At 74.9% G+C, this 22,964-nt stretch carries 4 protein-coding genes and 1 pseudogene; all 5 read right to left on the bottom strand.

Going from position 1 to position 22,964, the window contains the following annotated elements; translation table 11 throughout:
• Window positions 1-212: pseudogene (locus ABZ078_RS20595) on the bottom strand (hypothetical protein); the annotation flags it as partial.
• 65 nt (window positions 213-277) lie between these two features.
• A complete protein-coding gene (locus tag ABZ078_RS20600; protein ID WP_356577225.1) occupies window positions 278-2,854 on the bottom strand; it encodes a beta-ketoacyl synthase N-terminal-like domain-containing protein in 2,577 nt (858 codons plus the stop codon).
• A 10-nt stretch (window positions 2,855-2,864) separates the two neighbouring features.
• Window positions 2,865-4,013, bottom strand: coding sequence for an OzmP (locus tag ABZ078_RS20605; RefSeq protein WP_356577227.1), 1,149 nt, complete (start codon window positions 4,011-4,013; stop codon window positions 2,865-2,867).
• Window positions 4,014-4,054: 41 nt separating this feature from the next.
• On the bottom strand, window positions 4,055-7,615 hold the full coding sequence (locus ABZ078_RS20610) for an amino acid adenylation domain-containing protein (RefSeq protein ID WP_356577228.1): 3,561 nt from the start codon (window positions 7,613-7,615) through the stop codon (window positions 4,055-4,057).
• Window positions 7,612-22,911 (bottom strand): SDR family NAD(P)-dependent oxidoreductase, encoded by a 15,300-nt coding sequence (locus ABZ078_RS20615; RefSeq protein ID WP_356577230.1) that lies wholly within the window; start codon window positions 22,909-22,911, stop codon window positions 7,612-7,614. Before ABZ078_RS20615 ends, ABZ078_RS20610 begins: the two co-directional genes overlap by 4 nt.
• Window positions 22,912-22,964: the final 53 nt, after the last annotated feature.

A 22,964-nucleotide genomic window follows, 5' to 3' on the forward strand; every position in this document is an offset into this window, starting at 1 on the left:
GTCCGCACCAGCCGGACCTGCCACGGCTCGACCCCCGTCCGTGCCGCCACGACCAGGCGGAGCAGGGCGTGGACGGTCGTGGAGAGCGTCCTGGCCTCCTCGCTGCGCAGGCCCCGGACGCGTTCCCGCTCCCCGGGGTCGAGGAGGTACAGCAGGGCGGGATCCGCGAGGGCGGGGGCCAGCCAGACCTGGCACTCGGCCGGACCGGTCATCCTCGTTTCTTCCTGATGCCCGGTCCGGCCGCCCGCTCCCGCGTCGCGGCGGCGATGCGCACTCGTCAGGCTCCGCCCCTGCGGGCGGCCGCACGCTGGGCACGTCGCGAGACGCGTCCCTGGCCCTCGCCCGCACCCGGCCGCCCTGCCGTGCCGTCCGCGACGATGCCCATCTCCTCGCTGAGCGCGGCGACGAAGGACCGTACCGTCGGGAACTCGACGAACGCCGACGTACGCACCTCGTACCCGAGTTCGTCACCGAGCTTGGCGATCACCTCGATCAGAATGAGCGAGTCCAGTCCCATGTCGAACAGGTTGCCGTCGAGGTCGACGTCGAGAGGGTCGGCGGTACCGAGCACCACGGCGATCTCCCGCTGGACGAACTCCGTGATCAGCGCGGGTTTCTCGGCGTCGGCGACGCTCGCCATCCGGTCGCCGAGGCTCCGGGCGGCAGCCGGGGCGGGCCGGTCCGCGGCGCCGTGCGGCTCGATCCAGTAACGCTCGTGGTCGAAGGGATAGGCGGGCAGCGGGACCCGGCGGACGGACTCGCCGTCGTACACGGCGGACCAGTCGACGTCCTCGCCCGCGGTCCACAGCCGGGCCAGGACCCCCAGCAGGAAACCCGCCCCGGTGCCACCCGGGACCGCGGTGCCGCCGTCGGGCACCAGCGGCAGGGCGGTACCGGCCTCCGTGGCCGTCCGCTGCTGCGGCAGGTCGCCCTCCGCCAGCAGGGTGCGCGCCTGGTCGGGCAGGGCGTCGGCGCCGGTGACGGACACCGCGGCACGCACCCCCCACCCGGTGAGGGTGAGCAGGGTGGCGTACTGCACCGCGAAGGCCGCCCGGGCGTCGCCGGCCGCCAGCAGGGCGACGGCGTCGGGGGCACCGAGGCGCTCGGCGCACCGCGCGAGGTGTTCCCGGAAGGCCGGTACGTGTTCCTGAAGGTCCTCGGCGTGCTCCCGCGATGCGGCGGCGCCGCCGTCGAGCAGCAGCACCGGCGGCGTGCCGTCCCCGGCTGCGGTGAGTACCCGGGCTTCGTCGCCGAGGGCCAGGGCGAGCGCCGCGTCCCGTACGTCGGTGGCGACCAGCGCCCGCCGGTGAGCGTGGATGCGGCGGCCCAGGGCCAGCGTCTGGGCCACGGCCGTCAGGTCGAGGTCCCGCTGCTGCCGCAGCTGACGGGCGAGGCGGGCGGTGGCGGTGTCGAGGGCGGCAGGGGTGCGGGCCGACAGCACGAGCAGCCGCGGCCCGGCGGCCCGGGCGCCGGGCCGCGCGGCGGGCGCGGGCGGCTCCTCCAGGACGACGTGGGCGTTGGTGCCGCCGATGCCGAACGAGCTGACTCCGGCCCGGCGCGGCGTCGGCGCAGCCGGCCACGGCCTGGTCTCGGTGTTCACGTAGAAGGGGCCGGCCGCGAAGTCGATCTCGGGGTTGGGTGACTCGAAGTTGAGGCTCGGGACGAGGGTGCGGTGCCGGAGCATCAGGACCGTCTTGATCAGACCGGCCATGCCCGCGGCGGTGTCCAGGTGCCCGACGTTGGTCTTGACCGAGCCGATCGCGCAGGTCCCGGCGGCCGGCCGGGCGTCGTCCCGCGCGAACGCCTGGTTGAGGGCGGCGATCTCCACGGGGTCGCCGAGCGGTGTGGCGGTGCCGTGCGCCTCCACGTAGGAGATCGTGGCGGCCGGGCAGTCGGCGATGTCCTGGGCGTCGGCGATGACGGTGGACTGGCCGTCGATGCTGGGCGCGGTGAAGCCGGTCTTGGCCGATCCGTCGTTGTTCACGGCGGTGCCCTTGATCACGGCGTGGATCCAGTCACCGTCCGCGAGCGCGTCCGTCAGCCGTTTGAGGACCACCACGCCCACGCCGTTGCCGATCACGGTGCCCTGCGCCTTGGCGTCGAAGGCCCGGCAGTGGCCGTCGGGCGAGAAGATCATCCCTTCGTGGTGGAGGTACCCCTCGCGCTGCTCGGCCTGGATGTGCGCGGCGCCCACCAGGGCCATGCCGCAGTCCCCGGACAGCAGCGCCAGGCAGGCCTGGTGCACGGCCACCAGGGAGGTGGAGCAGGCGGTGTTCACGGACACGGCCGGGCCGCGCAGGTTGAGCTTGTACGAGGTGCGGGTGGCGGTGAAGTCCTTGTCGTTGGCGACCATCATGCGGTAGCGGTCCACCGAGGACGCCGTGCGGTGCCGTTCCGCGAGGTTGTGCAGCAGGTAGGTGTTCATCCCCACGCCGGCGTAGACGCCGATCCGCTGACCGGTGCGCTCCGGGTCGTAGCCGGCCTGGTCCAGTGCCTCGGCGGCGCACTCCAGGAACTGCCGCTGCTGCGGGTCGATCAGCTCCGCCTCGTCGCGGGTGATGCCGAAGAGACCGGCGTCGAAGAGGTCGGCTCGCTCGATGACCTGACCGGCCTTCACAAAGCGCGGGTTGCTCAGCAGCGCGTCGCCCACGCCGGCCGCGCGCAACTCGTCGTCGGAGAAATAGGTGAGGGTCTCGCGGCCCTCCGTCAGCACCTCCCAGAACCGCTCGGGCGTGTCGGCGCCCGGGAACCGGCACGCCATGCCGATGACGGCGATGTCCGAGTCCCTGACCTCACCGACCGCCTCCGGCTCCGGCTCCGGCGTGTGCGCGGTCTGTATGCCCTGTACGTTCACTGTCTTCCCCTCAGCCGACCTTGATTCCGAGATCCGCGGCGACCTTGCGCATGTCCAGGAAGGACTCCGCCACGAAGCGCGCCGCGTCCTCGGTGGCGTCCATCTGCATGAAGAGGTCCACGAGGGCCTCCCGGTGCTCCTCGCGGTCCCCCGTGCCTGCGGCGATCTCCCTCACCACGCGTCCCAGCCGGTCCTCGACGTCCGGGAGGTCGAGCGACCGGGGGAACCTGATGCTGAACGTCGACCGGTCGTAGTTCTCGTTGCGGCGGACCGCGCGCACATAGCTCGACGCGTTGAGCTTGTAGAACATGCAGCCCCAGTTCTTGAAGGAGTAGTAGTTCAGCAGCGGGAACAGGGTGCAGTGGGTCTCCATCGGGGACGACTCGTACAGCCCCTTCTCCTTCAGTTCGCGCACCATCCGCTCCGGGTCGTACTCGTGGCGCAGCGCGATGAACGGGAACACGATCTTGGGTAGTTCGCCGTCCTCGGCGAACAGCACGTCCTCGATCGCCCCGTCGAACAGCTCGCTCGCCAGCTCCGGGCCGAAGGTGCGGTAGAAGCCACGGACGACCTCGCGGACGTTGGACTCCATGGTGAGGATCTGCTGGGGGTCGGCGCACAGGACGATGTACGGGATGCGCTCCCGGAAGGCGTGGAGGATCGCCCTGATGACGAAGAACGTACGGCAGGACACGCAGGGCAGCTTCTCGTCCAGGTATTTGCCGGGTTCACTCGGCCGGGGCCGGTTGAACACGTCCCGCATCATCTTCTTGATGTTCTCGTCGTCCGAGTCGAACACGAAGGTCGCGGGCAGTTTCTCGCGCGCCAGCTGGATGTTGCGGGCCGTGTGGCTGCTCTCGAACGGGACGTCGAAGGTGTAGGCGAGGGTCCGCTTGCCGTACTCGTTGACGAACTTGTCCAGCATGTAGGTGCTGTCCTTGCCGCCGCTGTACATGAACAGGCAGTCGTAGTCGCCCTTCGGGTTGGGCGGCGCCTGCTGGAACTCGGTGAAGACCTGATGGGTGTAGCGGTAGTTGTCGAGCAGTTCCTCGGCGACGTTCAGGTTGCACAGGTTGCACACCTGGTCGTCGTCGAGCATCACTCCGGGGTGTCCGTCGCCGAGTGAGCAGATCCGGCAGCGCACGGCGGTCGGTTGCATGGTGTCTCCCTGAGTTCTCGTGGTGGGGTGGGCGGCCGGGCTCACCGGTCCGCACCGGCCCTGCGCCGGCGCTGTGCCAGCAGGGCGCGGCCACGGCCGTCCGCCCGCGCCTGCGGCGGTGCCGGCGTGGCCGGCGTGGCACCGTCCGTGCCGGCGGCGAGATGGCGGGCCAGGGCCCGCACGGTCGGATACCGGAGCATGTCCAACCGGCTCACCTGGTGGGCCAGTTCCGCCCGGATCCGAGCCACGACCCTGGTCAGCCGCAGCGAGTCCCCGCCCGCCTCGAAGAAGTTGACGTCGACGGCCACGGACGGGACGCCCAGCACGCTCTGCCAGACGGCGGCGATCCGTTCCTCCAGGTCGCCCTCCGGCCGTGCTCCGGCCGGTGCGGCGACCGTGCCCGCGCCGGGCGCGGGCAGCGCCCTGCGGTCGAGCTTGCCGTTGGGGGTGCGCGGCAGTTCCCGCAACGGCACCACGGCGCCGGGGAGCATGTAGGCGGGCAGGCGGGCGGCGGCACGCCGGCGCATCTCGGTGGCCGGGGGGCAGTCGCCGCCCGCGGGGACCACGTAGGCGACGAGGCTGCCACCGCCGTCGTCGTCCCGATGGACGACGACCGCGGCGTCCGCGATCCGCGGGTCGTCCCGGAGCACGGCCTCGATCTCGCCGGGCTCGATGCGGAAGCCGTGCAGCTTGACCTGCCCGTCGGCCCGGCGCAGGTACTCCAGGCGGCCGTCGGGCAGGTGCCGCACCAGGTCGCCGGTGCGGTAGACCCGGCCGGGCCGGAACGGGTCGTCGAGGAACTTGGCGGCGGTGAGCTCCGGCCGCCGGTGGTATCCGTCGGCGACGCCGTCCCCGCCGATGTACAACTCGCCGGGCGTGCCCGGCGGCACGGGCGTCATCCGCTCGTCGAGCACGTACATCCGCGTGTTGGCCAGCGGGCGGCCGATGGTGACGGGCTGTCCCTCCGTCACGCCGTCGATCGAGGACCAGATGGTGGTCTCGGTCGGCCCGTAGACGTTCCACACCCGGCGGGTGCGGGCGACCAGGGCGTCGGCCAGGTCGCCGGGCAGCGCCTCGCCGCCGCACAGCACGGTCAGCTCGGGGCTGCCCCGCCAGCCCGCGCCGATGAGCATGCGCCAGGTGACGGGGGTCGCCTGCATGACGGTCGGCCGGGTGCGCTCGGCGAGCTCGCGCAGGGCGAAGCCGTCGGCGGCGACCCGGGCCGGTGCCACCCGCACCCTGCCGCCCGTCACCAAGGGCAGGAACAGCTCCAGAGCCGCGATGTCGAAGCAGGCCGTGGTGACGGCCAGCAGGGTGTCCGTGGGGCCGAAGCCGGGCTCGCGCGCCATGGCGCACAGCAGGTTGGTCAGCGCCCGGTGCCCGACGCGCACGCCCTTGGGGCGGCCGGTGGAGCCCGAGGTGTAGATGACGTAGGCGGGGGCGTCGGCGGTCGCCCGGTCGAGGGCGGTGCCGGGCTCCGGCGTGGTGGTGTCCTGCACGTCGAGCTGGAGCAGGGGCGCGGGGCAGTCCTCGGCCAGGTCGGGGGCGAGCGCGGACTCGGTGAGCACCAGGACGGCCTCCGAGTCCTCGATCATGTACCGGATGCGCTCGCGCGGATAGAGCGGGTCCAGCGGCACGTACGCGGCGCCCGTCCTGAGCACCGCGAGGAGGCCGGTGAGCAGGTGCTCGGTGCGGTGCAGGTAGACGCCGACGAGGTTGCCGGGCCCGGCGCCCTGCCGGGCCAGCCGCTCGGCCAGCCGTGTGGAACGGCGCACCAGCTCGCCGTATGTGACCACGGTCTCCTCGAACAGCACGGCGGGTGCGTCGGGGCCGCGGCGAGCGATGTCGTCGACGAGCTGGTGGACGCAGCGGTGCCGGGGGTAGTCCGCCGCCGTGTCGTTCCAGGTCTCGACGACCCGGCGGCGCTCGTCGGCGGTCAGCAGCTCCAGGCGGTGCGCCGGCTCCTCCGGCCGCTTCTCGGCGTCGGCCAGGAAACGCTCGAAGCGGGTGGCGAGGCCGTGCACCCAGTGGTACGCGGAGGGCTCCGGCGACGCGAACTCCACGTCGCGCAGCGGCTCACCGGGCGTGCCGAGGCGGACGACGAGGCGGGCGCCGTCCGGGGCGGGGGCGGGCTGGGTGCCGGGAGCGGCGGGAAGGTCCACGACGACCGGGTGCGTGCCGGACCGCCACGCCGCCGTGTCGCTCAGGCGGGGGGTGCGCAGGGCCAGTCCGCGCAGCGGGGCGTGCCGGCGCTCCAGGTCGGCCAGTTGCCGGGCGATGCCGTCCGCCAGGTCGGTGAGCGTGTGGTCGTCCGCGAGGTCCGGAGCGCGGACGGGCACGAGCGGGACGAGGGGGCCGGGCGGCCCGGAAGCCGGCCGCGGCGCGCCCGGACGGCGCAGGCCGACGTCGAAGCCGCCGCCCTCCCCCGAGATTCGCCCCAGGAAGGCCAGCAGCGCCGCCAGTGTCCGGGGCACGGCGGCCTCGGGCGCGAGAGCGGCGATCGTACCGGGTACGGCGCACCGGGCCGCCGGGCCGGCGGTGGCGGGCCGGGGCGCGGCGGTGGCGGCGTCCGCGGGCGGCGGGCCGGGCAGGTCCAGGGGGGCCTGGTCGGCGAGCCGCCGCGTCCAGTACGGCTCGTGGCGGCGCGCCTCCCGGGCGGTGGCCGCCCATTGCTCGGCCCGGACCTCGTCGACCTGCGTGAACCTGTCGCCCGGGCGGATGCCGGACTCCGCCGGCCGGCACGGGCCCCGGTCCAGGTCGGCCAGGCCGGTCAGCCGCACGTCCAGGTCCGTGGTGGCCACGACCACGGCGTCGTCCGTCACCTCCACCACCGTGCCGGGCGGCAGTGTGGAGGTGCGGTCCAGGACCGCCGCCTCCCGCACGGCCAGCAGTCGCTCGCCGAGGACCAGCAGGGCCAGGCCGAAGGCGTTGCGGTGGTGCGGGCCGAAGGTGGTGGCCCGCACGAGCGCGTCCAGTTCCCGGGCCGGCCGGTCCCAGGAGACCAGCCCGCCGCGGGGCGGGCCGTCCACTGCCGCGTGATACGTGCGCAGGCTGAGGTCCTGCGGGGTGCGCACCTCGGTGCCCGCGGCCAGCTCGTCCACCAGTTCACCGAAGGAGGAGACGGCGGCCTCGTAGCAGCGCAGGTCGAGCGCGTAGGCGGTGTCGTCCGCGCCGACGGTCACCTGACGCTGCTTCAGCAGGTCACCGGTGTCCGCCTCGCGCTCCATGACGTGCCAGGTCACGCCGTGCCGCTCGGCGCCCTCAAGGATCGCCCAGCTCGTCGCGTGCAGGCCGGCGTGCCGCGGCAGCAGCGCGTCGTGGAAGTTCACGGCCAGGCGGGCGGGCAGCGCCAGCACCTCCTCCGGGAGCATCCGCAGGTTGGCGATGCTGAAGAGGTGGTCGAAGCGCAGCGGACGCAGCCGCTCGGCCAGGCCGCGTCCGGGCTCGACCACGGGCAGCCCGGAACGGGCCGCCCACTGGCGCAGCCCACTGTCGGCGGCCACCACCGCGGCGATGCGGTGGCCGCGTGCCGACAGCAGGTCCCCGCACTCGGCGAGAAGCGGTTCTTCGCCGATCAGGACGGCGGTGAAGGGCGTGGTCATCGCTGCTCCTCGTCGGTACGCAGGGCGGTGCTCAGTTCGCGCAGGATGCGGTCGACGTCGTCGTCGGACAGGCCCTCGACGATGGCGGCCAGCCCGTTCTGCTCCGCCGCGCCGCCGGGCGCCGGGCGGTCCCCGGCCGCGGGCGGGGCCGACGGCCGGGGCGTCTCGGCTGCCTCACCGGCGGCCGGCGCGGTTCCGGCCGTGGGGGTGGCGCGGGGAGCGAGGAAGGCGGCCAGCCGCTCGATGGTGATGTGCTCGAACAGCAGGGTCGCCGGGAGGGGCCCGAAGTGGGGCTCCAGTGCCTTGGTCAAGGTCAGTGCGACCAGGGAGTCGACGCCGTAGTTGTCGAAGGTGGCCCGGGAGTCGAGGAGGTGCTCGGGCATCTCCAGGACCTCGGCGAAAACGGAGCGGACCGTGCGCTCCACGGGCTGCGCGGACTGCGCCTGTTCGGCGACCGCGGTGGGCCGCTCCGCGGTGACGGGGCCGACGGCGGCGGGCGGACCCGCCACGGCCGGTGCCGCGGCGGGTGCCGCGGCGGGTGCCGTCGGCTCCGGGCCGTCGCTTTCGGCGACCGGCACCAGCCCGTCGCTGTACGCGACCAGGACCCGCTGGTGCGCCGGACCGCCGTCGCCGCCCGGCGGGCGGTGTGCGGCGATCCGGACGAAGCCCTGCTCGGCCAGCACGTCGTGCCACGAGTCGAGGCTCAGCAGCGGTGACCCGGGCAGCCGGTACTCGGCGTCCTCGAACAGCCACCAGCCGTCGGTCAGCCCGAACACCAGGGACATCTGGTCCTGCAGTTGCACACCCTCGTTGACCACGAGGACGCCGTGCGTGCCCAGCAGCCACTTGACGTGTGCCAGGGTGCGGCGGACCCGGCGGGTGGCGTGCAGCACGTTGGACGCGAGGACGAGGTCGCAGGCGCCCGGAGCGAAGTCCTGGGCGCCGGGGTCGCGTTCGATGTCGAGCACGCGGAACTCGGTGCGAGGGTGGTCGGAGGCGAAGCGCCGGCGGCCGTGCCGGACGAAACCCTCGGACACGTCGGTGTAGACGTAGGTGACGTGCTCGCCGAGGCCGGCCTCGGACAGGCGGCGCAGCACGCGCTCGCTGGTCCCGCCGGTGCCCGCGCCCACCTCCAGGATGCGGACGCGGACCCGGGCGTCACGCCGGCGACGCTCCTCGACGTAGTCCACCACGGTGTCGGCGACCCGGTCGTTGCAGCGGTCGGCCACCGGATCGCCCCGGTAGACGGCCTCCACCAGGTCGAGGGAGCCGCCCGGGAACAGCACGTCCATGTGACCTCGCCGGCCGGTCAGCACCTCGGGCAGCGCCTGGACGCACCGCAGCAGCAGGGTGGCGACGGGCCCCGCCTCGGGGTGGCGGTCCGTCAGTTCCCGTACGGCCGCCTCGGGATCGGCAAGGCAGCGGCGCAGCTCCGGATCGTCGTGCAGCGCGTCGGTGGTCACCAGCTCGCCGTCCGCCTCCTCACGCAGCCAGCCGCCGCGCAGCAGCACGTCGACGAGGAGGCCGAGCAGCCGCTCCCGGCCCTCGGCGATGCCGAGCCGGGTCCGCAGCCCGTCGCGGGTGTGACGCTCCCCCGGCCCGTGCAGCACGCCCATCCGCCGCAGAGCGCCGACCAGCAGCCGCCGCGCGAGCCGTTCGGTCGTGGCGGGCACCGACGGGGTGCGGGGCCCGCTCGGGCCCTCGGGCCCGTCGCCCCCGGTCGCGGGGACGGTCACGGCGGGCCGTGCCGGCTGGGACCGCAGCACGGTGTGCGGGTCGGCGCCCAGGCCCTCGAGGATCACCGGCGCGGCCTTCAGCACCAGGGTCTGCGGGCCGGCAGCGGAGAGCACGCGTTCGACGGCCGCCATGCCCTCCTCGGCGCTGATCGGCTCGATGCCCGCCGCTGCCAGGCGGCCCAGCACCTGCTCCCGGTGCGCGTCGCCGCCGCCGTGCCAGTAGCCCCAGTGGACGATCCGCACGGGATGGCGCACCGTGCGAGCCGCTGCCAGGGCGCAGGCGTCGGCGACGTGGCAGCCTGCCGCGTATCCGGCCTGGCCGTGGTTGCCCTCCAGGGTGACGGCGGAGGAGTACACCAGCACGAAGTCCAGGGGCTCGCCGCGGACCGCCTGGAAGGTGCTCCACAGCGTGTCCGCCTTGGCCGTGAGGGCGCTGCGCAGCCGCGGCTCCGGCAGGGTCCGGATCGGCTCGTCCGCCAGCACCATCGCCGAGTGAATCACTCCGTGGAGCGCTCCGAAGGCGTCCTTGGCGGTGTCGACCGCGCGGCGCAGTGCGGCCGGGTCCGCCGCGTCGCAGACCACATGGCGGACCCGGCCGCCCAGTTCCTCGAGGGCGGCCAGCTCCGCGCGCCGCTCGTCGTCGAGCGGGCTCTTGCCGACCAGCACCAGCCGTGCACGGTAGGTGCGGGCCAGGTACCGGGCGGTGTCCCGGCCCAGCACCCCGAGCCCGCCGATCACCAGGTACACGCCCTGGTCCCGGAACCGCGTGGGCGCCTCGGGAAGCTCGACCCGTTCGAGCACGCGGACGCGCCGCACGCCGCCGCGCAACGACACCGGACGCGGCCGGGAAACCGCCGGCTCGGCCGCGATGTCCGGGGCCCGATCGACCGCCTCGGTGCCGCGCACGTCCAGGCACGCCGTCCGCAGCAGCGGGAACTCCTTGGCCGCCACCTCGCACAGGCCGGCCGGCCCGGCGGCCCAGGGCCGTACGGGGTCGCCGTCGCCGAGCGGGAAGGCATCGCCGGTGACGACCTTCAGGCGCAGCGGGCGGTCCAGGAAGCCGGCCCGCTCCAGGCCGCGCAGCAGCCGGTACAGGGAGACGACCGTGCGGTCCCGGCCGGTGTCCATCTCGGCGGCGGTGGCCGCCAGTCCCTCCTCGCCGCCGACGGCGAGGAAGTACACCAGATCGGTCCGCGGGGCGCGGTGCAGCGCCTCGCGCACCTCCCGCTCGTCCAGCCCGCCGGTGCCGATCGTCAGCCGGGTGTGCTCGGCGTGCGGGTGCGCCCGCTCCAGCGCGTCGGCCAGCGGCACGGCCTGGGCAGGGGCGACGGTGAGCACCGCGCGCGGGGCGGCCTCGTCCGGGTTCGGGGCGGGCCGCGGTGCGGGACGCCAACGCGGCCGGAAGTCGGTGCCCGGCCCGTGCGGGACGGCGGCGCCGCTGTCCGCCTCCCGCTTCAGCTCGCGCAGGGCGAGGCCGCGGATGCGCACCCGCACCCGTCCGGTGTCGTCGGCGAGGGTCACGTCGAAGCGGTGGCCGCCCAGGTCCCGGACGTGTGACCAGCCGGTGGCCGGTACCGGGCCGTGGAACTCGACGGCGTCGGCGGCGAACGGCAGCAGCGGCCGCCGCGCGTCGTCGGGTGTTCCGGGGAGCAGCAGGGACAGCGGGTGCAGGGCCGCGTCGAGGGTGCCCGGCCGCAGACCGCCGTGCCCGGCGGTGTCCGGGCACGCGGGGGGCGGGGACAGCCGGGCCAGTGCGCCGCCCGCGCCGGTCCACACCCGTTCCACGCGCTGGAAGTACGGCCCGTAGGGCAGGCCTTGGCGGTCGAGCCCGGCGTAGAACTCGGCACGGGTCACCTCGCGGGGCGACTCGGCGCGGATCCGGTCCACCTCCAGGGGTGCGCAGGGGGCCGGGGTGGTCCGGAGCACCCGGCCTGTCGAGTAGGTCCGTTCGTCTCCGGCCGCGTGCAGCCGGTAGGCGTGGGCCGGCTTCCCGCCCTCCGCCTCGGGCCGGAGGGCGAGGACGAGGTCGGTGCCCTCGTCCGGGACCACGACCGGGGAGAGCCAGCGCACGTCCCGGAAGACGGGTGTGGTTTCGCCGTCCAACGTCGCGGCGACCAGGTCGAGGTGGCCGACGCCGGGCAGCACGCGCCTCCCGGCGACCAGGTGGTCCCGGACCACGGGATCCTCCGCCGCCAGCGACACGGACCGTCCCTGCGCAGGCTCATCGGCAGCAGGCCCTTCCGCGGGCCCTCCCGCGAGCCCGGCCGCGGTGGCCGGCGCGGCGTCGGCGGGCAGAGTGCCGACGCTGTCGCGTGTCCGGCCGGCGTCCGGCAGCGCCAGCCAGTGCCGTGCGCGTTCGAACGGATAGCCGGGCAGGGGCACCGTGCGGCGCGGCTGCGGTGTGGCCTCGTCCAGGGTGTGCCAGGTGTCGAAGGCACCGGAGACCCACAGCCGGGCGAGCCGGACATGGTCGCCGTCGGCGGCCAGGGCACGCAGGAAGCCGGGACCGGAGCCCTCGGTGAACACGTCGGCGAGCGCGGCGTGCTGGTCGGCGGTGCCGAGGACGGCCCAGGAGCCGGTCTCGCCGCGGCCGAAGGCGGCGAACTTCTCGGCGGCGTCGGCGATGTCGGACGCCAGGAAGGCCAGCCGTTCGGGCAGCGGCTCCCGGCCGGCCCGCAGGGTGTGACCGACGTCGGCGAGGCGCGGCCGGGCCCGGGACAGGAACGCCGCCAGGCCGGCGGCGTAGGCCCGCAGCCGCTCCGTGCTGCGCGCCGAGAGCACCAGCAGCTCCGGGGTGTCGGAGGTCTCGGTTCCGGGCGCCGCTTGCGGGGCCCGGTATTCCTCCAGGACGACATGGGCGTTGGTGCCGCCCGCGCCGAAGGAGCTGACGCTCGCCCGCCGCGGCAGTTCCACCGGCCTCCCGTCGGCCTCGGCCGTCGGCCGGGGCCAGTCGGCCACCTCACGCTGGACGCGGAAGGCGGAGCGGGAGAAGTCGATGACGGGGTTCAGCTCCTCGGCGTGCAGGGACGGGACGAGTCGGCCGTGAACGAGCTGGAGTACGGCCTTGGTGACACCGGCGATGCCGGCCGCGCCCTCCAGGTGGCCGATGTTGGACTTGACCGAGCCCAGTGCGCGCACGCCCACGGCGTCCGGCGCGTCGGCGAAGGCCTGCCGCAGGGCCGTGTGCTCGATCGGGTCGCCCAGGGCGGTGCCGGTGCCGTGCGCCTCGACGCAGCCGACGGTGGCGGGGTCGATGCCCGCCCGCTCCAAAGCCTCCTCGATCAGCGCCTGCTGCGCCTGCGGGTTGGGCACCGTGTAGCCGCTGGTGCGACCGCCGTGGTTGACCGCGGTCGCCTTGATCACGGCGTGGATGTGGTCGCCGTCGGCGACGGCCTCCGACAGCCGCTTGAGCAGCACGACACCCACGCCCTCGCCGGGTACGTAGCCGCTGCCGCCCGCGCCGAACGAGCGGCAGCGACCGTCGGTGGCGAGCATCCGCAACCGGCTCAGGTGCTGGTACTTGAGCGGGTGCACGGAGACGTTGACCCCACCGGCCAGCGCGTAGCGGCACTCACCGCGGCGCAGGCTCTCGCACGCCTGGTGGAGGGCGACCAGGGAGGAGGAGCAGGCGGTGTCGACGACGACGCTCGGGCCGCGGAAGTCGCAGAAGTACGACACCTGGTTGGCGACGGAGGAGCGGTTGGCGAGGACGGCGTGGTGGTTGCCCCGGGCCGACTCCTCGGCGGCCAGCTGCGCGTAGTCGCCCCACATGACACCGGCGAAGACCCCGACGTCGTGGCCCTGGCCGCCGTGGCGGGGCCGCGGCAGCCGGGACGGCGGGTAGCCGGCGTCCTCCAGCGCGGACCACGCGGCCTCGAGGAACAGCCGTTCCTGAGGGTCCATCAGTTTGGCCTGCGCCGGCGGGATACGGAAGAACAGGGAGTCGAAGCAGTCGACGTCCTCCAGGAATCCGCCCCACCGGCCGTAGCTGGTGCCCGGGACCGAGGCGTCGGGGTGGAACACGCCGTCCGCGTCCCACCGCTCCGCGGGGATCTCGGTGACCGAGTCGCGTCCCTGGAGCAGGTTCTCCCAGAACTCGTCCAGGTCGCGCGCGCCCGGGTAGCGCCCGCTGATGCCGATGATCGCGATGTCCTCGTCGGCGTCCGCCCGCCCGGCGGGCCGGTGCGGCGCGGGTGTGGCCGCCGACGCGAACGTGGCGGCCGGCGCGGGCCGGTCGCGCCCGGGCCGCGCGGCGGCGGAGTCCGCCTGCCCGGACGGGGCGCCGGGAGCACCGAGGGCGGGGAACAGCCGCCGTACGTCGTCGGCGTGGTCCCGCAGCAGGTGCCCGGCCAGCTCGTGCACCGTGCGGTACTCGAACAGCACGGTGCCGCGCACGCCGGGGAAGTCCCGCTCCAGCAGCTGGTTGACCTCCATCACGAGAACGGACTCCAGGCCGTAGGACTCCAGCGGGGTCCGGGAGTCGATGCGGTGGGCCGGGAGTCCGAGCACCCGGGCCAGCAGGTCGCGCAGGTGGTCGCCGAGCCGGGTGAGCGTGCCGGGCGGCAGCTGGGCGGGGGCGGCACCGGCCGCGGCGCCGGACCGGTCCACCGCGTGGTCCGGCTCCGCGGCCGGCGGCTCGGTGGACCGCGGTTCCGGGGCATCCGGTCGGGGGGTCTCGGTGCGCCCGGTCAGGGCCCGGTCGACGGTCGCCGGGTCGCCGAGGGCGGGCACCACCCGGACCAAACCGGTGCCGGCGGCGCGTTGCAGTGCGAGGATCCCCTCGTCCCCGCCGAACGCGCGCATCCCGGTCCGCCGCCGGAACCCGTCCAGCTCCGCATCCCGCAGCAGTTCGTCGACGCCGCCCGCCTGCCACAGCGGCCAGGCCAGGGCGAGAGTGCGGCCCCGGGCCTGGCCGGCCCGCACCCGGGCGGCGCGCAGGTCGGCGTAGGAGTCGAGGAAGCGGTTGGCGGCGGCGTAGGCGCAGGCTCCGAAGTCCCCGATCACCGAGGCGAGGGAAGAGAACACCACGAACAGGCCGAGCGGCTCGTCGGCGGTGAGGGCGTCCAGCAGCCGGACTCCGTGCGCCTTGACGGCGAGCAGCTCGGCGAAGCGGGCCGGCTCCAGGTCGAGCACGCTGCTCTGGTCGGCCGTGCCCGCCAGATGGAAGACGCCGTCCAGGTCACCGAACCGCTCCTTGGCCCGGGCCAGCACCGCCCGCATGCTCTCGGCGTCGGCGGCGTCGGCGGCGGCCAGCAGCACCGTCGCGCCCAGAGCGGTCAGTTCCTCGGCGGCGGCCAGTGCCTCGGGGCCGTCGGCGGAGCGGCTGACCAGCACCAGCCGCGCCTGGTGGGCCGCGGCCAGGTGCCGCGCCAGTGTCAGGCCGATGCCGCCGGTGCCGCCGGTGAGGAGGTAGGTGCCGTGCGTCCTGAACGGCAGTTCCTCACCCGTTGTCCCGGCGTCGGCGGCCGTGGGCACGCGGCGCAGGACCCGTACCTGCCGCCCGGACCGCGAGCGGCGCACCTCCAGCCCGGCCGTCCGGCCGCCCCGGTTCAGCTCCTGCTCCAGCAGGTCGGCCAGGTCAGAGGTGCGGGCCAGACCGTCCGCGCAGGTGACGGTGAACATCTCGAAGCCGGGCAGGACGGCCGTGACGGAGGCGGCGAAGCCGGCCGCGGCCTCCTGCTCGGGCCGGGCTCCCTCCTCAGACTCCTCCACCACGTAAGCGCATCGCACGGACTCGGCGGGCCGCACGGCACCGACCGCGCGGACGAGCGCCCGCAGGGAACCGAGGCCCAGGGCGAAGGCTCGGTCGAGGGCCACCCGCGCCCCGTCGTCCGTGGCGTCGGCGCCGTAGCGGACGGGGTCGGTGTGCAGGCCCCAGAGGTGGACGACGTCCAGTGCGCGGACGCCGTCCCGGCTCAGCTCGCGCAGGATCCGCTCGTAGTCCCCGGCCCGCTCCGGGTCGACGGTGAACCGGTCGGGCGCGGTGCGCTCGAAACCCGTCCCGGGGCGCACCTCGACCACCCGCCGGGCCGGTGAGGCGGCCGCCAGGGCCGCCGCCGTCGCTCCGGTGCCGTCCAGCACGAGGACGGCGTCGGCCGCCGTGGGCCGGGCGGGCTCCGGCGCGCGGTCCTGCCACTCCTGCCGGTAGAAGAAGGGCTCCGGGCGGGACGCGGCGACGGTCCCGGCGGCGGCTGCCGGGTGCGACGCGGCGGCGGTCCCCGCGTCGGCGGTGGCGAGCAGCCGACCGCCGAATCCGGTCAGGGTCAGCAGCTCACGGCCGTCGTCGTCGACGACCCGCACGTCGAACCGGCCCGGCTGGGACGGCGTCTCACCGCCGCCCGCGGGGACGGCGTACGCCCAGCAGGAGCGGGGCAGCCGCTCGCCGGGCGCCGCGATGCGCAGGGCGTCGAGGCTGAACGGCACGGCCAGGTGCCCTTCCTGCCCTGGGGGTTCGCCGTCCGCCCAGTGGCAGACGCGCAGGGCCCCGTCCAGCAGGGCCGGCGGCAGCAGCTCGGGCTCGGCGGTGCCGGTGGCCGGGCCGGTCTCCGGCAGCGTCAGCCGGACGAGCGCGCCACCGGTTCCGCGATGCACGGCGTCGATGACATCGAAGGAGGGACCGTAGGAGAAGCCGGCGTCCTGGTAGGCACGCCGCACCGCGGCGCGGTCGAGGCGTTCCGGCCAGGCCGCGCGAAGCGCCTGCAGGTCGGCGGCGTCCTCCGGGCCGGCTCCGGGCGCGGCCGACACCGTCCCCCGCACGTGCATGGTGCGTTCGGTGCCGTCGGCGGTCCACACGGTGAAGGACAGCTCGCCGGCCGCGCCCCGGTCGCCGGGTACGCGGCTCAGCGTCACGTACACGTCGCGGGAGTCCCCTGCGACGACCACGGGCCGCCCCCACAGCACGTCCCGCACCGCGTGCGGACGGTCGAGCCCGGCCAGCCGGGCCGCGGCGCGGGCCAGTTCCAGGCAGACCGTGCCGGCCAGGAGCCGCCGGCCCTCGATGACGTGATCGCGTACCAGCGGCTCGTCGGCGCGGAAGGTACGGCGGAAGCGGACCTCGTCGAGCGTGGACTCGTTGGCGTCGATCAGCGGATGCGGGCGGGCCGCCCGCCCCGCGCCGCGGTCCCCCGCGGGCAGCCAGTAGCGCTCGTCGGCGAACGGGTACAGCGGGGCGGGGATGCGTCGCGGCCGGTCCTCGCCCCCGTCCGGCAGCAGGCTCCAGTCGGCGGTGCCCTCGCGCAGCCAGTCCGCCGCGAGGCGTGGCACGACCGGGTCCGCGTCGTCCCGCCGGGCGGAGGGTTCGTCACCGTGCTGCAGGCCCAAGGCGCGGGTGCCGGCGGCCGTCTCACGCAGCGCGCGGACGAGCCCGGCGCCGTCCTCGGCGACGACCACGAGCCGTTCCTCCATCGCCTCGCGGCCTGTCTGGAGGGTGTGGGCCAGGTCAGCGGCGCGTACGTGCGCTCGCTCGGCGAAGTCGGCGAGCCGGCCCGCGTAGGCGCGCAGCCGTTCGGGGTCGCGCGCGGACAGCGGGAAGACCAGCGGTCCTGAGAAGCGCTGCCCGGCCACCGGCCGCTCGGTGCGCCGCGGTCGGTCGAGGTGTTCCTCGACGACCAGATGGGCGTTGGCGCCGCCCGCTCCGAACGAGCTGACGCCGGCTCGGCGCGGCACCGGGCCGGCCGCTCCCTCGCGTCGCGGCCAGTCGGCGGCCGAGTGCTGGACCCTGAACGGCGACCGCGAGAAGTCGATGTTCGGGTTCGGCTCGTCGGCGTGCAGCGAGGGCGCCAGCCGGTCGTGCCGGAACTGCAGCAGCACCTTGGTCAGACCCGCGATGCCGGCCGCCGACTCCAGATGGCCGATGGCGGACTTCACCGAGCCGATCGGCCGCTGTTCGCGGTCCGTGGCCGCAGTGCCGAACACCTTGGTCAGTCCGGCGATCTCGATGGGGTCGCCCAGCGCGGTACCGGTACCGTGCGCCTCCAAGTAGTCGATCTCGGACGGCTCGACCCCGGCCGCGCGCAGCGCCCGTTCCACCGTGTCGGCCTGGGCCTTCGGGCTGGGCACGGTGTAACCGTTGGTGCGGCCGCCGTGGTTGACGGCGTGGCCGCGGATGACGCCGTGGATGTGGTCGCCGTCGCGGATCGCCGCGGACAAGGGCTTCAGCAGTACCGCGCCGACACCCTCGCCGGGGACGTATCCGGTGCCGCCGGCGCCGAAGGCGCGGCACCGGCCGTCGGTGGACAGGAACCGGCCCTGGCTGAGGAACACGTACTTGTACGGGTGCAGGGACAGGTTCACACCGCCCGCCAGGGCGAGTTCGCTCTCGCCGCGGGCCAGGCTGTCGCAGGCCAGGTGGATGGCGGTGAGGGACGAGGAGCACATCGTGTCGAGGGCGATGCTCGGCCCGTTCAGGCCCAGGGTGTACGACACTCGGTTGGCGATCGAGGCGAAGGACGATCCGGTGACCCGGATTCCGCCGCGTTCGGCGTCGGCGGCGCCGTAGAGCTGGTACTCGCCGTACATCACGCCGACGAAGACGCCGACGCGGCGCCCGGACAGGTCGGTGCGCCGGTAGCCGGCGTCCTCGACGACGTGCCACGCGTTCTGCAGGAACAGCCGCTCCTGCGGGTCCATCAGTTCCGCCTCCCGCGGCGATATGCCGAAGAACAGCGGGTCGAAGCGGTCGACGTCGCGCAGGAATCCGCCCCAGCCGGCGAAGGCGCGGCCGGTCGCGGAGGGATCCGGGTCGAAGTAGCGGTCATGCTCCCAGCGGTCCGCCGGGATCTCGGTGACGCAGTCGCGTCCGGCGGCGAGGTTGTCCCAGAACTCCTCGAGGTCGTCCGCGAGGGGATAGCGTCCGGCGAGCCCGATGACGGCGACCGCGTCGGCGTGGTCCGGGTTCCGCGGCGGGCGGGCCTCGGCGGACGGGCGGGCAAGGGCCGGCGTCGGGGCGGGCGGCGTCGCGGACGGCGGTTCCTGCAGGCCGTCCGGGGCGGCGGGCGGCTCCGTTCCGGCCTCCGCGGCGGCCAGTTCGGCGAGCCGGGGGCCGTATTCCGCGACGAAGTAGCCGACCAGTTCCTCCAGGGTCGTGTACTCGAAGAACAGGGTCTTCGGCAGGTCGTCGAAGTGCCGTTCCAGTTCGGTGTTGAGCCGGGTGATGACGAGCGAGTCGATTCCGTACTGGTCGAAGGGCACCTCGGGGTCGAGTTCCGCGGCGTCCAGCTTGGTTGCGCGGGCGACCAGCCGACGCAGCCAGGACGCCGCCCACCCCTCCGGCGCGGGGGTGGCCGACCTGGTGCCAACCTCCGCCTGCTGCGGGGCGGGCCGCTGCGGCGAGGCGTCCTCGGCGGCCCGGGGGCGGGCGGGTGCCGGCTCGAGCGCCGCGGCGATCCGGTCCGGGTCGCCGTAGCCGACGAGTACGGCTCCCGCGGGCCCGGCCAGCGCGTCCGTGAAAGCGGCCAGGCCCTCAGGCGTGGGCAGGGCGGCGAGACCGAGCCGGTGGGCGAGAGCGCGGGCGTCCTCCTCGCCCTGGCGCATGCCGCCGTCCTGCCACAGCGGCCACGCCAGGGAGAGGCTCAGTCCGCGGCGGCGGCCGGCCGCGGCCAGTTCCGCGCGGCGCTCGACGAAGGCGTCCAGGAAGGCGTTGGCGTAGCCGTAGTCGCTCTGCCCGGCGTTGCCGAAGACGCCCGCGACCGATGAGAAGCAGACGAAGAAGTCCAGCGGGTCGTCGGTGGTGAGGCGGTCCAGGTGCACGGCGCCGTCGGCCTTGGGGCGGACGACGTCGGCGAACTTCTCCCAGCTCTTGCGCAGCAGGAAGGAGTCGCCGAGCACCCCGGCCGCGTGGACCACTCCGCGCACCGGCCCGTGCTCGGCGCGGGCCGCCGCCAGGGCCTCGCGCAGCGCCTCCTCGTCGGCCACGTCCGCGCGCCGGACGGTGACGGTGCTGCCGGCGGCGCGGATCCGCTCGATGGTGCGCAGCGCGTCCGCTCCGGGTTCGGTGCGCCCGACGAGTTCCAGGTGGGCGCGGACACCGGCCGCGATGTGCTGCGCCACGGCCAGACCGAGCCGCCCTGTCCCGCCGGTGATCACGTAGAGGGCGCCGTCCCGGAACACCGGGGCGTCCTCGGCGGCGGGGTCCCCGCGCCGGTGCCGGCGCACCAGGCGTTCCCCGCCGCGGTGGCGGACCTCGCGCTCGCCGTCGGTCGCGCGGGCCAGCTCCGCCGCCAGGGCCCGTGCGACCGGGGTCTCGGCGTCGAGGCCGATCAGGGAGAAGGTCAGGCGGGGGTTCTCCTGGGTGACGCTGCGGCCGAAGCCGGCCAGGGCGGCCAGCGCCGGGTTCGCGCCGGCGTCGTCCGTGCGGTGGGCGACCAGCACGCCGGCACGGGCCGTGCCCCGGCGTTCCAGCAGGGCCTTGGTGAGGGCGACCACGGAGCGCGGGCCCCGGTCGGACCCGGCGACGGCGAGCGGGTCCGCGGGGTCGTCGGCGTGGCACCAGGTGTGCAGGACGGCTGCGGGCGCCCGGCCGTCCCCGAGCCGGTCCAGGAGCGCGGCGTAGTCGTCCTGGGCGCCGGGGGCCACGGTGTAGTGCCCGTCGTCGAGGCGGTCGAACCCGGCACCGGGAGTCACGAGGACCACGTCGGTGCCGGCGGCGCCGACGGCGCGCAGGGCGGCGGTCAACTCGGCCCGACGCTCCGGTTCGTCCGCGAGCAGCAGCAGCGGACCGTCGAGCGTGGGACCGGTCCCGCCCGCGGCGGATCCGTCCGCTTGCGTCGCGGGTTCGTCCGCGGGTGTCCAGGCCGCCCGGAACAGGACGGAGGCGGGCGTGCGGTCCGCCTCGCGCACCGTGCGCACCGACAGCTCCGACAGCCGGGCCACGACGACGCCGTCGGGATCGGTCACGGTGACGTCCGCCTTGACCTGCTTGGTCCCGGAACGCTGGGCGGGCAGCTCGACGTGCACCAGGCAGCGCGACGGCAGCGGAGCGAGCACCTCCAGCGCGCCGAGCGCGAGGGGCAGGAAGAGGGTGCTGGGCTCCTCCCGGGCGCTGAGCAGTCCCACCACGGTGTGCAGGGCGCCGTCGAGCAGCCCCGGGTGGAGGACGAATGCGGCGTCCGTGCCGTGCGCCGCCCGCGCTACGGGAGTGTCGGGCAGGAGGAGGTCGCCGACGGCCTCGTCGGTGCCGCGGCGCAGTTCGCGGACGGCCCGCATCGACGGCCCGTAGTCCAGCCCGTGGGCACGCAGCAGGTCGTACAGCCGCGGCCCGGCGAGCGTGTCGGGGCAGCGCCGGGCGAGGGCGTCCGGGTCGAGGCGCGGGGGGTCGTCGCCGGGAGCACCGGCGGCGAGGCCGATCTCGCCGCGGGCGTGGATCTCCTCCTGACCGGCGGACGGCGCCGCGTCCACCGGTCGGGCGGTGACGGTGAAGCGGGCGCCGTCCCCGTGGGGGGTGAGGCGCAGTCGTACGGTCCTGGGGCCCCTGGCGAAGGACAGCGGCGATTCGAAGGAGACCCGGCTCAGCCGCAGGGTTCCCGCCGGCAGGGAGAGCGCCCCGGCCGCACGGGCCATCTCCAGGTAGGCCACGGCCGGCATGACCGGTTCGCCGCCCACCCGGTGCTCGGCCAGGTAGAACTCGGTGCCGGTCAGCGCCGTCTCGAAGCGGTGCTCGGCCAGCGTGGAGACATTGGCGCCGAGCAGCGGGTGCGGGCCGGTGAGCGGGGCCCCCGGGGTGGCGGGGTGCGGCCCGGCGGGCGGGGCCGCCGGATCGGCGGGGTCCAGCCACACCCGGCGGCCCTCGAAGGGGTAGGTGGGCAGCGGCACCCGGCGGCGGCGCTCGCCGTCGTAGAAGACCTCCCAGTCGACGTCCGCGCCGCTGAGCCAGGCGTCGCGGACGGCATCCAGGAGCTGCCGCTCGGGCAGGGTGCGGTCGGGGGTGTGGCGTGTCCCCGCGCTCCGGGGCCCGGCCTGCCCGGTTCGGCAGCCGGGCTCGGACCGCTCGCGCAGCAGCCGGGCCGCTTCCTCGGTGTCCCGGCAGATCACCGCGCGCCGGAACCGGTGGGCGCGCCGGCCCACGGCCAGGGTGTGGGCGACATCGGCCAGCGGGGTGCCGGGCCGGTGCTCCAGGTGGTCCGCCAGACGGCCGGTCAGGGTGTCGAGGGCCGTGGGCGTCCGGGCGGACAGCACGAGCAGTTCCGCCTCCCGCGGGGAGGGGTCCGGCGACTGGGGTTCCGGGGCCTCCTCGAGGATCGCGTGGGCGTTGGTGCCGCCGATGCCGAAGGAGCTGACGCCGGCGCGCCGGGGGCCCTCGCACTCCCAGGGCCTAGTCTCGGTACTGACGTAGAACGGGGACGTGGCGAAGTCGATGGCGGGGTTGGGCCGTTCGAAGTTGACGGTCGGCACCAGCGAGCGGTGGCGGAGCATGAGCGCCGTCTTGATGACACCCGCCACGCCCGCCGCGGCGTCGAGGTGACCGACGTTGGACTTCAGCGAGCCGATGGCGCAGAAGCCGGTGTCACCGGTGCCCCGGCGGAACGCGTCGGTGAGCGCCGACACCTCCACGGGGTCGCCGAGCCGGGTGGCGGTGCCGTGGGCCTCGACGTACGTGATGCTCCTCGGGTCCACTCCGGCGACGGCGTGGGCCTCGGTGATGACCGCGGCCTGTCCCTCCTTGCTCGGCGCGGCGTAACTCACCTTCGCCGAGCCGTCGTTGTTGGTCGCGGTGGCCTTGATGACGGCGTAGACGGTGTCGCCGTCCGTGAGGGCGTCGGAGAGCGGCTTGAGCACCACGACGCCGACGCCGTTGCCCAGTACTGTCCCGCCGGCCTCCGCGTCGAAGGTGCGGACCCGGCCGTCCGGGGACAGGATCGCGCCCTCCTCGTACAGGTAGCCGCGCCGCTGCGGGAGTTTGACCGTGACGCCGCCCGCGAGCGCCATGTCGCACTCGCCGTTGATCAGGCCCTGGCAGGCGAGATGGATGGCGACCAGCGAGGTGGAACAGGCCGTCTGCACGGTGTAGCCGGGACCGCGCAGGCCCAGCTTGTAGCTGACCCGGGTGGCCAGGAAGTCCTTGTCGTTGCCGACCATGACCTTGAAGTGGTCGGAGGTCGCGGTCTGGTCGATGTTCGGCAGGACGTTCTGCTGGAGGTAGGTGTTGATGGCGGCCCCGCCGTAGACGCTGATCAGGCCGTCGTAGCGGAAGGGGTCCCAGCCCGCGTTCTCCAGTGCGGCATGGCAGGTCTCCAGGAACAGCCGGTGCTGCGGGTCGGTGACCTCCGCCTCGGCGGGGGTCAGCTCGAAGAACGCGGTGTCGAACAGGTCGACGTCGGGCAGCACGCCGTGGGCCGGCACGTACGCCGGGTCGGCGCTCAGGGCCGCCGGGACGCCCGCGGCCGCGAGTTCCTCCCCCGTGAAGCGGGTGGTGCCCTCGCGTCCCGCGCTGAGCAGATCCCAGAACTCGTCCACGCTCCCGGCGCCCGGGAACCGCCCGGCCATGCCCACGATGGCGATGTCCGCGTCGGTCCTGCTCGTGCCGTCGACGCCGTCGGTCCCCTCGGTGCCGTCGTGCGAAGCCACGCTCGTTCCTCTTCCCTCGCTGTGCCAACTGTCGGTACGGGTGCCGGAGTCGT

It is taken from the genome of Streptomyces sp. NPDC006385, assembly GCF_040612485.1.
Taxonomy (GTDB): domain Bacteria; phylum Actinomycetota; class Actinomycetes; order Streptomycetales; family Streptomycetaceae; genus Streptomyces.

Excerpts from the sequence above, each read along its gene's own strand:
- ABZ078_RS20605 (WP_356577227.1), bottom strand. The coding sequence starts at position 4,013 with ATGCAACCGACCGCCGTGCGCTGCCGGATCTGCTCACTCGGCGACGGA.
- ABZ078_RS20610 (WP_356577228.1), bottom strand. The coding sequence starts at position 7,615 with ATGACCACGCCCTTCACCGCCGTCCTGATCGGCGAAGAACCGCTTCTC.